The organism is Clavibacter rahimiani, from assembly GCF_052654495.1.
Genome location: NZ_CP199790.1, coordinates 2,922,255 through 2,936,037, shown reverse-complemented (window position 1 = coordinate 2,936,037; position 13,783 = coordinate 2,922,255). Strand labels below are relative to the sequence as shown.

Sequence of the window (13,783 nt, the reverse complement as noted above, 5' to 3'; positions counted from 1 at the left end):
TCACACGGACCCGGACGACGCGACCGCGAGGAGCCCCTACGACTCCAGGTGCCCGAGCTCCGGCTGCGCGAGGAACGCCACGACCGGATCCGCCGCTGCGCCCGTCTCGAACACGACGAGGTCGTTGCGGCCTGCGCGGAGCTGCGCGCCCGGCACGTAGAGCGTGTGCTGCGGCCCGCGGGTCCAGTAGCGGCCGAGCGCGAAGCCGTTGACGAAGGCGACGCCCTTGCCCCACGAGCGCGTGTCGAGGAAGAGGTCCGCGGGCTCCTCGACGTCGAAGGACGCGTGGGCGAGCACGGGTCCGTCGAGGAACGCGACGGGTGCGGCGGCGGGTGCCGCGGCGGCGCGGGTCGTCGCCTCGGCGGCCAGCGCGTCGAGGTCGAGCGGCCGGCTCTCCCAGCCGGTGAGCTCCATGCCGTCGAGCGTCGCCGGGCCGATGAGGCCCTTCGCCTCGCCGATGCGCACGCCGTAGTTGACCCGCCCCTGGTCCTCCACGAGCACCTCGAGGATCCGCCCGGGCGGCACGGCGATCGCGGTCTCGTGCTGGTCGCGCTGGATCACGCCGACGCGCACCCCGTCGACCGACACGATGGCCCGGTCGCGCACCTCGCCGAACGCCAGCACCCGCGTGCGGTCCGACGCGGGCAGCTCCACCCGGTGCAGCGCGAAGCCGCGGAACACGCCGAGCGCGTCCATCGACGGCACGGCGTCCGTCGCGCGGGACGGGCCCGCCGCCCCGTCCGCGACGAGCGCCGCGAGCGGCACGACCTGATCGAACGCCACCTGGAAGGCGGGCGCGTCCCCGCGTCGCGCGGGCACCTCGTCGGGCACGGATCGGTAGCGGGAGATCACCTCGCGGAAGGCGAGGTACTTCTCCGTCGGGGATCCCGTCTCGTCCAGCGGGGCGTCGTAGTCGTACGAGGTGACGTGCGACTGGTACGTGCCCTTGTGGTTGGCACCGTTCGTGAAGCCGAAGTTCGTGCCGCCGTGGAACATGTAGATGTTCACGGACGCGCCCGCGGCGAGCAGGGCGTCGAGCTCGGCGGCGGCGTCGGCCGCGGACGTCGTGTGGTGGTGCTCGCCCCAGTGGTCGAACCATCCGTCCCAGAACTCGCTGCACATGAGCGGCCCGGTCGGCTGGTGGCGGCGGAGCGTCGCGAGGCGCTCGGTGGCGCGCGAGCCGAAGGACCCGGTGCGGTGCAGCTCGTCGAGGCTGCCGCGGGAGAGCATGTCGTCGGTCGGCTGGTCGACGGTCGTCAGCGGAACGATGATCCCGGACTCCCGCGTGAGGTCCACGAGGTGGCGGAGGTACTCCGCGTCGTCGCCGTACGCGCCGTACTCGTTCTCGATCTGCACGAGGATCACGGGCCCGCCGTTGTCGATCTGCCGCGGCGCGACGATCTCGTACACGCGGCGGAGGAACTCGTCGACCGCCGCGAGGTACAGCGGCTCGCTGCGTCGGACGCCGACGGCCGGGTCCTCGAACAGCCAGCCGGGGAGGCCGCCGCCGTCCCACTCGGCGCAGATGTAGGGGCCGGGGCGCACGATCGCGTGCATGCCCTCGGCGTGGACCAGGTCGAGGAAGCGGCCGAGGTCGAGCCCGGCGGTCGTGTCGAACGCGCCGCGCTCGGGGGAGTGCGCGTTCCAGGCGACGTAGGTCTCGATGGTGTCGAGACCCATGAGGCGGGCCTTGCGGATCCGGTCGGCCCACTGGTCGGGGTGCACGCGGAAGTAGTGGAGCGCGCCCGCGATCACGCGGTGGGGGCGGCCGTCGAGCTCGAAGTCGTCGGCGCCGATGCGGAAGCGGGTGCTGGTGGCGGGGAGGCCGGGCATGGTCATGTCCTCGGGGGTCGCGGGGTGGCATGGGAGAGGGGAGGTGCGACTCGCGTCGCACCTCCCCTCGTCGATCACATCGTGCGGGCTACTTCACCTCGACGGAGAAGCCCTGCTGCTGGCCGTACTCGGCGGCCGCCTTGCCCCACGCCTCGAGGACGGGGTCGAGCGAGGTGCCGTTGGAGTACGCGGCCGAGGCCGAGTCGCTGAAGATGCTGTTCGTGTAGACCTGGAAGGGCAGGTACTGCCAGTCCGGGACGACGTTCTTCGAGGCCTCGCTGAGCACCTCGTTGATCTTCTGGCCGCCGAAGTACTCGGGGGTCTCGCCGAGGAACTCGGGGCTGTTCAGGTCCTCGGTGGTGGACGGGAAGCCGCCCGCGTCGAAGGAGATCTGGCGACCCTCGGCGTCGGCGGTCGTGAACTTGGCGAACTCCGCCGCGACGAGCTTGTTCTCGGACTGCTGCATGACGGCGATGGAGGATCCGCCGCTCTCCGCGGTCGCGGTGTCGCCGGCCGTGTACTGCGGCATGGGCGCGACGCGCCACTGGCCGGAGCCCTCGGCCGCCTGCGCGATGAGGTTGCCGGGCATCCAGGCGCCGGTGATCAGCGTGGCGATGGATCCGTCGCCGAGGCCGCGGAACCACTCGTCGGTCCAGCCGGGCGTCTGGGCGAGCGAGCCGCCCTCGACGAGCTGGTTCCACATGGCCGTGTACTTCTTGGCGCCCTCGTCCTGCATGTCGATGGTGACCTTGTCGCCGTCGACCTTGTAGGGCTGGCCGCCGGCCTGCCAGATCATGCTCGTGGTGAAGCCGGCGTCGCCGGAGTCGCTGGTGATGTACTGGTTCGGGTCGGCGGCGTGCATCGTCTCGGCGGCGGCCACGTACTCGTCCCACGTGGTGGGGACCGCGATGCCGTACTTGTCGAAGACGTCCTGGCGGTAGAACATCGCCATGGGGCCGGAGTCCTGCGGCAGCGCGTAGAGGGCGTCGCCCTCGGTGACGGCGTTCCAGGTGGACGCCGTGAACTGGTCCTCGAGGTCCGTGTAGCCGTAGCCCGAGAGGTCGGCGAGGGACTTGCCGAGCGCGAACTGCGGGATCGCGAAGTACTCGACCTGCGCCACGTCGGGAGCGCCCTTGCCCGCCTTGATGGCGTTCTGGAGCTTCGTGTACTGGTCGGCGCCGGTGCCGACGTTCTGCACGTCGACCGTGATCTTCGGGTGCTTGGCCTCGAAGGCCTCCGCGATCGGCTCGATGGCCGGGGCCCAGCCCCAGACGGTGATGGTCGACTCGGTGTCGAGGGCGGTGGTCAGCTCGTCCGCGGTGGCGGTGTCGGCGCTGGCGCCGCCGCCGGATCCGGAGGAGCAGGCCGCGAGGGAGCCCGCGAGGACGAGGCCGAGGCCGAGCGCGACGACGCGCTTCGCCCTGCGGGGGAACGAGAGGGACATGGTGGTGCCTTTCACTTCTTCGTGGTGGTGAGGGGAGGTGCTGCGGTGCAGGAGGACGTGCTGAGTGCGGGGACTACGCCTTGACGCCGCCGGCCGAGAGGCCGGACTGCCAGTAGCGCTGGAGGAAGAGGAACGCGATCACGATCGGGATGATCGCGAGGAACGAGCCCGTGATGACGAGGTTGTAGATCGGCTGGCCGCCCACGGTGGTGGACTGCGCGTTCCACTGGTTGAGGCCCACGGTGAGGGGGTACCAGGTGGAGTCGCTCAGCATGATCAGGGGCAGGAAGTAGTTGTTCCAGGTCGCGACGATCGAGAACAGCAGCACCGTGATGAGGCCGGGGCTGAGGAGCCGCAGGCTGATCGTGAAGAAGGTGCGGATCTCGCTCGAGCCGTCGATCCGGGCGGCCTCGAGGATCTCCTCGGGCACCGAGTCGACCGCGTAGGTCCAGATGAGGTACAGCCCGAACGGGCTGATGAGCGACGGCAGGATGATCGCCCACGGGGTGTTCGTGAGGCCCATCTGGCTGAAGAGCAGGAAGGTCGGCACCGCGAGGGCCGTGCCGGGGATCGCGACGGCGCCGAGCACCACCGCGAACACGATCCTCTTGCCCGGGAAGTCGAACTTCGCCAGGCCGTAGCCCGCGAGGGTGGCGAGCAGCGTCGCGCCGCCCGCTCCGACGACCACGTAGATCAGCGTGTTGCCGAGCCAGCGCACGAACTCGCCGTTGCCGTAGGTCAGCACGCCCTGGATGTTGTCCCACAGCGCGAAGTCGCCCGAGAACCAGAGGCCGAACGAGCTGAACAGCGCGTCCTGCGTCTTGGTCGAGTTGACCAGGAGCCAGAAGAGGGGGAGCACGGAGTAGATGAGCAGCAGCGACATCACGATGGTGAGCACGATGCTGCGGCGCTCGCGCGGGGCGCCGGCGCTCTTGCGGCGCTTCGGCGTCCTGTCCGCCGGGGCGTTCCGGGTGGGCGTGCCGGCGTCGGGCGCGGCGAGGGGGGTTCCGGTGAGGGTCGACACGGTCAGCTGTCCTTCCGGGTGCCGACGAGCTGCACCACGTAGGCGACCACCATCGTCAGGACGCCCATGATGATCGCGATGGCGGCGGAGTAGTTGAACTGCTGTCCCGCGAAGGACAGGTTGTACGCGTACATGTTCGGGGTGAAGTACGAGCTGATCGCGTTCGGCGCCAGCGTCTGCAGGATGTTCGGCTCGTTGAAGAGCTGGAAGCTGCCGATGATGGAGAAGATCACGCCGATGACGAGCGCGCCGCGGATGGCGGGGAGCTTGATGCCGGTGACGATGCGGAAGGGGCCCGCGCCGTCGAGCTCGGCGGCCTCGTAGAGGTCGGGCGAGATGACCCGGAGGGCCGCGTAGAACAGCAGCATGTTGTAGCCGACGAACTCCCACGTGACGATGTTGCCGATCGACGCGAGGATCCAGCTCTGCGAGAGGAGGTCCGGGAGGTCCCAGCCGGTGGCCTGCTCGATGTTGCCGACGAGGCCGAAGCGGTTGCCGTAGATGAAGCCCCACATGAGGGCCGCGACGACCGCGGGCACGGCGTAGGGCAGGAAGATCGAGATGCGGAAGAACGCCGTGAAGTGCAGGCGGGCCGAGTCGAGGGCCAGCGCCGCGAAGAGGGCGATGGCGAGCATGATCGGCACCTGCACGACGAGGAACAGGGCGACGCGGCCGAGCGCGTCCCAGAAGTTCGGGTCGTTGAGGGCCTGCGTGTAGTTCGCGATGCCGACGAACGAGTTGCCGCCGATCATCCGCTCCTGGAACAGGCTGAGGTAGATCGAGTAGCCGACGGGCGCGATGAGGACGACGAGGAAGACCACGAGGAACGGGGCGACGAAGCCCAGTCCGGTCCAGCGTCGCTTGTCGCGTCGCATCGGGGGACCGCTCGGGCGGGCCGCGTCGGGCGCCTTCGGCCGGGTGGCCGAGGTCGACATCGTCGTCATGTGCTTCCACTTCGTCGGGGGATCTCCGCGCTGCCGGGCCGTTTCGAAAGGCCGGTCACCCACCTCGGGAGGATTGGGTGTTTGCGCAAACATCTGTGATGCTCGCAACCATGACATCTCCACCGTCGGTCGTCAAGTCGGGTGGCCGCCGCACGCTCGGCGGCCGCACCGTGTCCATGGCGGACGTCGCCGCGCACGCCGGGGTGTCGGCGCAGACGGTCTCCCGGGTGTCCAACGGCGCCCAGAACGTGGAGGCCACGACCCGGCAGCGGGTGATGGACGCGATGGCGGAGCTCGGCTACCGGCCGAACAGCGCCGCCCGGGCCCTGAAGACCGGGCGCTTCCGCAGCATCGGCATCATCATGTTCACGCTCTCCACCCTCGGCAACATGAAGACGCTCGACGCGATCGTGACGGCCGCGTCCGGCGCCGGGTACACGATCACACTCATGCCGGTGCCGCATCCCACCGAGGGCGAGGTGGCCGGCGCGTTCAGCCGCCTGCAGGAGGAGGCGGTCGACGGGGTCGTCATCATCATCGAGGCGCACATGCTCGACCGGGCCGACGTGATCATCCCCGCCGGGCTGCCCGTCGTGATCATCGACTCCGACGCGGGCGACCCGTTCGTGGTCGTCGACACCGACCAGGAGCAGGGCACGCGCCTCGCCACGCAGCACCTGCTGGACCTCGGGCACACCGAGATCGTGCACGTCGCGGGGCCCTCCACCTCGTACTCGGCGGCCCGTCGCGCGGCCGAGTGGCGGCAGACGATGCTCGACGCGGGGCTCGCCCCCGAGGATCCGGCGCAGGGCGACTGGACCACGCGGTCCGGGTACCGCATCGGCCGGGAGCTCGGCCAGCGCGCGGACATCACCGGCATCGTCGCCGCGAACGACCAGATGGCCCTCGGGATCATGCACGCGCTGCACGAGCTCGGCCGCGACGTGCCGGGCGACATCAGCGTGGTCGGCTTCGACGACACCGAGGAGTCGAGCTCGTTCTGGCCGCCGCTCACCACCGTGCACCAGGACTTCACCGAGATCGGCCGCCGCTCCATGCAGGTGCTGCTGGAGATGCTCGAGGGGCGCGAGCCGTCGCACGACCGCATCGTGCCGACGCGCCTCGTGGTGCGCGAGAGCGCGGGGGCGCCGCGGGCCTGACCCGTGCTGTCGCGCCCGCGTTTCGACCGGGCCGCCGCGGGGAACGGGGAGGGGGACCCGCCCGCCCGACCAGGAGGCCATCCACGTGCCCGTCGTCGCCCCGCTCCACGAGACCTTCCCCGACGTCCGCTCCATCGCCGTGCTGCGCGGCGGCGGGCTCGGCGACCTGATCTTCGCGCTGCCGGCGATCGCGGCGCTCCGGGCGGCGTACCCGGGCGCGCGGATCACGCTGCTCGGCACGCCGCTGCACCGCGCGCTCCTCGCCGGTCGGCCGGGCGCGCCCGAGGACGTCGAGGTGCTGCCGGTCGCGCACGGCGTGCGGGACGTGCCGGGCACGGATCCCGACCCCGAGGAGATCGAGGCGTTCGCGGCCCGGATGCGGGAGCGCCGCTTCGACCTCGCGGTGCAGGTGCACGGCGGCGGCCGCAACTCGAACCCGTTCCTGCTGCGGCTCGGCGCGCGGCACACCGTGGGCACCGCGACCGACGACGCCGAGCGGCTCGACCGCGTGATCCCGTACGTCTACTACCAGCACGAGGTGATGCGCGGGCTCGAGGTCGCGGGGCTCGCGGGCGCGCCCATCGCGGACCTGGAGCCGGTGGTCGAGGTCACCGACGCGGAGCGGGACGCTGCCGCGGCGCACGTGAGGGACGCGCCCGGCGGGCTCGTCGTGATCCACCCGGGTGCCACGGACAGCCGCCGCCGCTGGCCCGTCGAGTCGTTCGCCGAGGTCGCGCGCCGGGCCGCCGCGGACGACGCCCAGGTGGTCGTCGTGGGCGACGCCTCGGACGCAGCCGACGCGGACCGCATCGTCTCGCTCGCGCGGGACGGGCTCCCGGCGGAGCAGGCGGGGCGCGTGACCTCGCTCGCCGACGCCCTCACGCTCGGCGAGCTCGCCGGCCTGTTCACGCACGCGGACGTCGTGCTCGGCAACGACAGCGGACCCCGCCACCTGGCGCAGGCCGTCGGCGCGCGCACGGTGGGCGTGTTCTGGTTCGGCAACGTGATCAACGCGGCGCCCGTCGGCCGCACCCGCCACCGGATCCACATGGGCTGGACCACGACCTGCCCCGTCTGCGGCGTCGACGTGACCCAGGTCGGCTGGACCGCTGAGCGCTGCGAGCACGACCCGTCGTTCGTCGCCACGGTGCGGGTGGACGACGTGCACGCGGACGTGGAGCAGCTGCGGCGGGCGTCGCTCGGGGAGCGCGTGACGGCGTAGGCGGCGGCGGCGCGGCGCTGGGCTCAGGACGCGAGGCTCGCGCTCAGCGGCCCGCCGGGTCGAGCGCCTCCGTCGCGTGCGGGGTCGTCGCGATCGCCGCGTTCCGCAGCGACTCCGTGCCCGCGTCGAGGTAGCCGTACGTCTTCTCGTGCGCCGCGAACTCGGCGGCGCGCTCGGCCCTGTCGCGGATGGCGGACCAGGCGCGCGAGTCGGGGTCGTCGTTCCAGGGCGAGTGCAGCACGGGCGCATGGCCGGTGACCGGCAGGAGTCCGCGCGCCGGGTCGCCGTCGACGGAGATCACGGTGGCGCCGAAGCCGGGCGCGCGCGGATCCTGCCGGGAGAGCCGGCCCCACACGGCCTCGTCGTCGTCCACCGCCTCGCCCGCGTAGACGTGGCGGGCGTGCAGGTCGCGGGCGTCGTCGATGGAGTCCTCGACGCCCGCCGAGCCGAGCATGACGAAGGAGTAGACGCCGAGGTCGCGGGCGGCGAGGGCGTCGGCGGCCATGGTGGATCCGTACGAGTGGGCGATGACGCTCACCGACGCGAGGTCGCCGCCGGCCCGCGCCGCGTGGAGCCCCGCGATCTCGCTGGCGAGGAGGGGCGCGCCGCGCTCCGCGTGGTCGCCGAGGGTCGCGTCGACGCCGGGCGGCGGCGTGCGGTAGCCGATCCACGCGACCACGGCGTGCGCGGCCGGGGCGCCCACGGTCGCCTGCGCGTCGAAGACGTTCTGCGCGGTCTCCGTCCAGAGCTGCATGTCGTCGGTGTAGGTGCCCATGCCCGGCACGGTGAAGGTCACCTGGCGCGCGGTGTCGAGGTCGCCCACGGCGATGGCGGCGAGCGGCGGATCCCGGTGGGTGAGCGACACGAGCGCCCGCGGGGGCGGGGTCCCGCCGCCCGCGGGGGCCTTCGGGTGCAGCGCGTCGTGGATCGCGGTGAGCGCGGCGAGGCGGTTCCGCGCGTCGACGTCGTCGGCGCGGGCGGCGACGGCGGCCCGCTCCGTGCGCATCTCCGCGCGCAGCTGGCGCCGGTTGGCCGCGTCGCGCGACGCGTAGTCGACCCCGTCCAGGTCGCCGATGAGCTCCGGGGAGCTCCGGATCAGGGCGCGCTGCTGCCTCCGGTCCTTCGCCGCCCACCACCGGACGACGCGCTCGGGCGAGGCGTCCATCACCTGCAGCGCGAGCGCGGGGTGCGCTTCGATCATGCGCTGGGCCTGCGAGGAGGTGAGGGCGGCGTAGCGGTCGAGCTGGGCGAAGCCGGCCTCGACGCCGGATCCGGGCGGGGCCGGGAGGATCACGAGGCCCACGAGCACGGCGGCGAGGGCCAGCGCGGTCTCGCGTCGCCGGTGGGCTCGGGTCACCACCGCCTCCTCGTGCCGCGCGCCGCCGTCGGGTCGGGGCTGCGCTGATCAGAGCGTAGGGGCCGGCTGCCGCGCGCCCGCCGTGCGCGGGCTGGGCGCGCGCCGGGTGGCGGCCATGCGGATCCGGTGACCGGCGGGGGCGCTGCCCGCGGAGGCCGCGGGCGACGGATCAGCGGCGGCGCAGGGCCAGCGCGTCGCGGAGGGCGGCGGCGGAGGCGGCCGTGCTGTCGATCCGCCAGTCCTGCTCCTTCTGGAAGTCGAACCAGACGAACCCGATCACGTCGGGCTGCGCGTGCAGGTAGGCGACGAGGTCGCGCGTCCACGCGGCCTTCGAGCCGCCGACCTCGCTCGAGGCCACCTCGGCGATGAGGAGCGGCTTGCCGGGCGCGAGGGCGCGGAGCCGGTCGAGGCCGGGGCCGAAGAGCGCGGCCGGCTCCGTCCAGCGCTGGCCGGGGGCGGCGGATCCCCAGTTGTAGCCGTCGAGCGCGACGACGTCGACGTACTCGGCGCCGGGGTAGAGCGAGGCCAGGTCGGTGGATCCCGGGTAGGGCACGTTCGGGCTCCACACCCACCGCACGTTGGTCGCCCCCTGCGCGACCACGAGGTCGTGCACGTGCTTCCACGCCGCGGCGGCGGATCCGGGCGCGTTGCCGTTCACGCCGTCGGACCACGGGTACCAGTTGCCGTTCATCTCGTGGGCGAAGCGGAGCTGGACGGGCTTGCCGTAGCGCGCGAGGTCGGCGCCCCAGGAGCGGATGTAGGCGTCGTGGTCGCCCGCGAGGATGCGCGCGTTCGCGTAGGCGGGCTGGGTCGCTCCCGCACCGCCCTTCCAGGGCTCCCACGTGACGAGGGCCTCGGCGCCGCGCGCGGCGACGCTGGCGATGCCCGCGATCGGGGCCGGGTGGGTGAAGTCGACGTGGTTCATCACGATGGACGGGCTCTCGCCGAGGAGGGCGGACGCCTCGTCGAGCTCGGCGTTCGCGGCCAGGCCGCCCGGGGTGGAGAGGCCGAGGCGGAGGCGCGCGGAGCTGATCCCGGGGCCGGCGGCCGGTGGCGCGACGGGGGCCGCGGTCGGAGCGGGGGCGGGCGTCGGGGTCGGCGCGGGAGCCGGGGTGCGGGATCCGGTGCCGGGGGCCGGCGACGGCGTGGGGAAGGGCTTCGGGGTCGGCGACGGGGACGGCTTCGGCGTGGGTGAGGGGGTCGGCGCGGCCTTCGTCACGGTGAACGAGGCGTATGCCTTCTTCGTGCCCACGGACGCGGTGATGCGGATGGTCGAGAGGGAGCCCTTGGGGATCACGATCCTCGAGGTGAACGCGCCGGTCGCGGTGGTCGTGAACCGGGCGGACGCGCTGCCGGCGGTGAGGGTGCCCGCCTTGCGGACGGCGAACCCGGATCCCGTCACGGCGACGCTCGTGCCGACGGTGCCCGAGGGGACCGACAGGACGATGGCGGGGACCGGTGCGGGGAGGGCCGTCGTGCGCGCGGTCGCGGCGACGGCGGGTGCGGCCAGCACGACGGCGGAGACCACGACCGCGGGGGCGATGACGGTCGCGACCACGCGGGTGGCGACGGGCGTGATCACGCTGGCGACGACGTCGGTGCTTCGGCGGCGGGGCATGGCGGATCGGCGTCCTCTCGAGGGGTTCATGCGAATGTATTCGAGAAGGGCCCCGAGCGATAGGGGCAGTCGCGCGACGGACGCGCAGTCATCCGCCCGGCCGGTCTCCCGACCGTCGCCGTCGCCGGCGGCCCCGCGCGAGCCGCTCATCGGCGCCGCAGCGCGAGGGCGTCGCGGAGCGCGTCGGCGGAGGACGCGGAGCTGGCGATGCGCCAGTCGGCCTCCTTGTCCATGTCGAACCAGACCAGCGCGGTCACGTCGGGCTGCGCCTGGAGGTAGGCGACGAGGTCGCGGTTCCACGCGGCCTTGGATCCGCCGACCTCGGACGACGCGGTCTCGGCGATCACCACGGGCTTGCCGGGCGCGACGCCGCGCAGGCGCGCGAGGCCGGGGGCGAACAGGTCGGCCGGGGCCGTCCACCCGTGCCCGGCGATGCCGGTGCCCCAGTTGTAGCCGTCGAGCCCGACGACGTCGACGTAGGCGTCGCCCGGGTAGAGGCCCGCCAGGTCGGTGGATCCGTAGTACGGCACGTTCGGCGTCCACACCCAGCGCACGTTCGTCGCGCCCTGCGCGACGACGACGTCGTGGACGTGCCGCCAGGCCGCGGCGTACGAGCCCGGCGCGTTGCCGTTCGCGCCCTCGGCCCACGGGTACCAGTTCCCGTTCATCTCGTGCGCGTAGCGGAGGAGGACGGGGCCGCCCCAGCTGGCGAGGGCCGTGCCCCAGTCGCGCAGGTACGCGTCGTGGTCGCCCGCGGCGATGCTCGCGTTCGTGAAGGCCGGCTGGCCGACGCCCGCGCCGGCCCGCCACGGCTCCCAGGTGAGGAGCGACTCGGCGCCGCGCGCGGCCACGGCGTCGAGGGCCGCGAGGGGCGGGGCCTGGGTGAAGTCGGCGTAGGAGAGCACGATGCTCGGGCTCTCGCCGACCTGCGCGGCGACCCGGTCGAGCTCGGCGCTCGCCGTGGGCCCGCCGGGGGTCGCGACGCCGAAGCGGAGGCGGGCGTCGGAGGTCGGGGGCGTCCCGGTCGTGTCGGTCGTGCCGGTGGCCTCGGCCGCGCTCGCCGGTGCGGCGGCGCCGAGGAGACCGGCGGTGAGGGCGAGTCCCAGGAGGAGGGTCGTCGCGGAGCGGAGGGGATGGGGGTCGTGCTGCATGTGATCCAGTTCCTGCGGATGCCCGCTAGGTCCGAGGCTAGGCGCTGGGCTCGTCCCGGGACGGCGGAAGTCCGCTCAGGCCCGGACGGTCAGGGGATGGTCGGGTCGGTCGGCGACGCCGGGACGCGCGCCGGGCGCTCATCGCCGGGGTCCCGCGCGAAGGCGATCGCCTCCTCGATGAACCCGACCACGATGTCGAGCTCGGCCGCGTCGCGCGGCCCGTAGACGAGGAACTCGGTGCCGAAGTCCTCGTACTGGTGGGGCGTCGCCCAGCCGAGCGCGGTCAGCTCGGCGCCCCGCGCGACGGGCAGGCAGAGGTGCACGGACGTGTCGTCGACGCCGTGGAGGTGCACGGGCTCGACGCGGCCCTCGGGCGCGAGCGAGGTCCACGGCACGATCGGCGCCTCGAGGTCCCGCAGGAACAGGCCGCGCGAGGAGGCGGGCGACACCTGGCTGTGGCTCTCGTAGACGCCCGGCAGCGCGAAGGCCCGCGCGACGAGGCGGCCCCACAGCTCGGGCGTCGCGCGGTCGCTGAGCTGCCGCTGCGGACCCTCGTCGGAGAGGGTCGGGCGGGGGCCGGGGCGGGATGTGGAGGGCACCCGCCGAACGTATCGTGCGATCGCTACCGTGCCGGGATCCCCCGATCCGACCCCGGAGCCCGATGAGCTACGACGAGTACGAGCACGCCTTCGACGGGCCGGTGCGTCCGGTCCGGCCGCGCACGCGGCGGAGACCGTTTGACCGGGTCGCCGCCGTCCTCCTCCTCGGCGTCGAGGGACTGGTCGCGTGCTAGTGATCATGATCTAGGAATGGAGTTGCGTCCTGCTTTCGACAATGCCTGCAAGGAGTGCGCGGGCGTATGGCTACACGGTACTTTGGCTCGTGGTGGCGCTCGTCGTCGCCTTGATCGCCTACATCAGTAACCTCGCGGTCAGTGGGCTCTTCGGTGTCTGCGGTTATCAGAACCCCAGATGCGACTACGGATTAGTGGACTTCGCGTACAGATTCGGGGCTTACGGAATGACGTCGGTCGCCGTGCTCACGACGGTCGTGACTCTTGTGTCCATCGCTGCTCGTCGGCCGATGAGGAGGATTCCTCTCGCGGGCATCGGCCTCACCTGCGCGGTGGCTGCAGCTGCATTCGTGATGACGCTCATATCCATCGGTTGACCGTCGACTCGAGACGAGCCCGGCACCCGCGCGATGCGGGGCCGGGCTCGTGTCATGCGCGGAGGGCGCGGATCAGCCGTGGATCAGGGCCAGCTGTCCTCGAGCTCGTGGGTGATGACGAGCTCGCGGATCTCGCAGCCGCGGGGCTGGCCGAGGATGAACATCACCGAGTCGGCGACGGCGGCGGGGTCGTTGAGGTTCGCGTCGGAGCCGGGCTTGTACTTCGGGTCGCGGTCGTCGAAGAAGTGCGTCTTCATGCCGGAGGGGATCAGCGTGGTCACGCCGACCTCGCCCTTCGTCTCGGCGGCCAGCGCGCGGGTGAAGCCGAGGACGCCGAACTTGGAGGCGCAGTAGGCGGTGGCGTCCGAGACGGCCTTGATCGCGAGCGACGACGCGACGGTGACGACGCGGCCGTGCGACTCGGTGAGGAACGGCAGCGCCGCGCGGACGACGGCGACCGTGCCCATGAGGTTCACGCCGATGACCTTCTCCCACTCGGTGGGGGCGACGTCGACGAGGCGGCCGCAGCGGTCGATGCCGGCCGCGGTGACGACGGCGTCGAGGCCGCCGTGCTTCTGCGCGATCTCGGTGACGAGCGCCTCGGTGGCGCGGGTGTCGGAGACGTCGATGCGGTGCGCCTCCATGCCGGTGACGCTCGAGGTGTCGAGGTCGAGCACGATGGGCTCGCCGCCGGCCGCGAGGACCGCCTGCGCGACGGCCGCGCCGAGGCCCGACGCGCCGCCGGTGATGAGGACGCGGCCGGTGCTGGGCCGGCCGGTCGCCGCGGGGGCGGGGGCGGTCTGGGGGGAGTCGGTCATGGGTGTTCCTCTCGTGGTGCGGATCCCGCGCCGGTCGAGCGG

Annotated in this window: 12 protein-coding genes; 3 read left to right on the top strand and 9 right to left on the bottom strand. The window is 72.8% G+C overall.

The genetic code is table 11. The annotated features are described in order from the left end of the window. Positions 1–36: 36 nt before the first annotated feature. From ACT7CP_RS13905 to ACT7CP_RS13890, 4 genes are all read right to left on the bottom strand, one after another. On the bottom strand, positions 37–1,833 hold the full coding sequence (locus ACT7CP_RS13905; protein ID WP_445442654.1) for a glycoside hydrolase family 35 protein: 1,797 nt from the start codon (positions 1,831–1,833) through the stop codon (positions 37–39). A gap of 88 nt (positions 1,834–1,921) precedes the next feature. Continuing rightward, complete coding sequence (locus ACT7CP_RS13900) at positions 1,922–3,277, bottom strand: ABC transporter substrate-binding protein (RefSeq protein ID WP_445442653.1); 1,356 nt, start codon at positions 3,275–3,277, stop codon at positions 1,922–1,924. A gap of 73 nt (positions 3,278–3,350) precedes the next feature. Further along, positions 3,351–4,301, bottom strand: coding sequence for a carbohydrate ABC transporter permease (locus ACT7CP_RS13895; protein ID WP_445442652.1), 951 nt, complete (start codon positions 4,299–4,301; stop codon positions 3,351–3,353). Positions 4,302–4,303: 2 nt separating this feature from the next. Then, positions 4,304–5,245 (bottom strand): carbohydrate ABC transporter permease, encoded by a 942-nt coding sequence (locus ACT7CP_RS13890; protein ID WP_413961591.1) that lies wholly within the window; start codon positions 5,243–5,245, stop codon positions 4,304–4,306. 110 nt (positions 5,246–5,355) lie between these two features. On the opposite strand from ACT7CP_RS13890, the gene ACT7CP_RS13885 reads away from it, so the two are divergent. Both ACT7CP_RS13885 and ACT7CP_RS13880 read left to right on the top strand, forming a co-directional pair. Beyond that, positions 5,356–6,405, top strand: a complete 1,050-nt coding sequence (locus tag ACT7CP_RS13885; protein ID WP_445442651.1) for a LacI family DNA-binding transcriptional regulator — start codon at positions 5,356–5,358, stop codon at positions 6,403–6,405. Positions 6,406–6,490: 85 nt separating this feature from the next. Then, complete coding sequence (locus tag ACT7CP_RS13880; protein WP_445442650.1) at positions 6,491–7,627, top strand: glycosyltransferase family 9 protein; 1,137 nt, start codon at positions 6,491–6,493, stop codon at positions 7,625–7,627. Between the two features lie 43 nt (positions 7,628–7,670). On the opposite strand, the gene ACT7CP_RS13875 is transcribed toward ACT7CP_RS13880, so the two are convergent. The 4 genes from ACT7CP_RS13875 to ACT7CP_RS13860 all read right to left on the bottom strand — a co-directional run bounded on the left by ACT7CP_RS13875 (position 7,671) and on the right by ACT7CP_RS13860 (position 12,352). After that, complete coding sequence (locus tag ACT7CP_RS13875) at positions 7,671–8,984, bottom strand: alpha/beta hydrolase (RefSeq protein ID WP_445442649.1); 1,314 nt, start codon at positions 8,982–8,984, stop codon at positions 7,671–7,673. 169 nt (positions 8,985–9,153) lie between these two features. Next, a complete protein-coding gene (locus ACT7CP_RS13870; RefSeq protein WP_445442648.1) occupies positions 9,154–10,602 on the bottom strand; it encodes a glycoside hydrolase family 26 protein in 1,449 nt (482 codons plus the stop codon). A gap of 146 nt (positions 10,603–10,748) precedes the next feature. Beyond that, entirely contained in the window at positions 10,749–11,753 is a 1,005-nt protein-coding gene (locus ACT7CP_RS13865) for a glycoside hydrolase family 26 protein (protein WP_445442647.1), read from the bottom strand. An 89-nt stretch (positions 11,754–11,842) separates the two neighbouring features. After that, positions 11,843–12,352: a luciferase domain-containing protein gene (locus tag ACT7CP_RS13860; protein WP_445442646.1), complete on the bottom strand. Its 510-nt coding sequence runs from the start codon at positions 12,350–12,352 to the stop codon at positions 11,843–11,845. Between the two features lie 286 nt (positions 12,353–12,638). Between ACT7CP_RS13860 and ACT7CP_RS13855 the strand changes: the two genes are divergently transcribed. Further along, entirely contained in the window at positions 12,639–12,923 is a 285-nt protein-coding gene (locus ACT7CP_RS13855; protein ID WP_445442645.1) for a hypothetical protein, read from the top strand. An 83-nt stretch (positions 12,924–13,006) separates the two neighbouring features. Here the strand turns inward: ACT7CP_RS13855 and ACT7CP_RS13850 are convergent, their stop codons facing one another. Next, entirely contained in the window at positions 13,007–13,741 is a 735-nt protein-coding gene (locus tag ACT7CP_RS13850; protein ID WP_413961584.1) for an SDR family oxidoreductase, read from the bottom strand. Positions 13,742–13,783: the final 42 nt, after the last annotated feature.

Excerpts from the sequence above, each read along its gene's own strand:
- ACT7CP_RS13905 (WP_445442654.1), bottom strand. The coding sequence starts at position 1,833 with ATGCCCGGCCTCCCCGCCACCAGCACCCGCTTCCGCATCGGCGCCGAC.
- ACT7CP_RS13900 (WP_445442653.1), bottom strand. The coding sequence starts at position 3,277 with ATGTCCCTCTCGTTCCCCCGCAGGGCGAAGCGCGTCGTCGCGCTCGGC.
- ACT7CP_RS13890 (WP_413961591.1), bottom strand. The coding sequence starts at position 5,245 with ATGACGACGATGTCGACCTCGGCCACCCGGCCGAAGGCGCCCGACGCG.
- ACT7CP_RS13885 (WP_445442651.1), top strand. The coding sequence starts at position 5,356 with ATGACATCTCCACCGTCGGTCGTCAAGTCGGGTGGCCGCCGCACGCTC.
- ACT7CP_RS13870 (WP_445442648.1), bottom strand. The coding sequence starts at position 10,602 with ATGCCCCGCCGCCGAAGCACCGACGTCGTCGCCAGCGTGATCACGCCC.
- ACT7CP_RS13865 (WP_445442647.1), bottom strand. The coding sequence starts at position 11,753 with ATGCAGCACGACCCCCATCCCCTCCGCTCCGCGACGACCCTCCTCCTG.
- ACT7CP_RS13850 (WP_413961584.1), bottom strand. The coding sequence starts at position 13,741 with ATGACCGACTCCCCCCAGACCGCCCCCGCCCCCGCGGCGACCGGCCGG.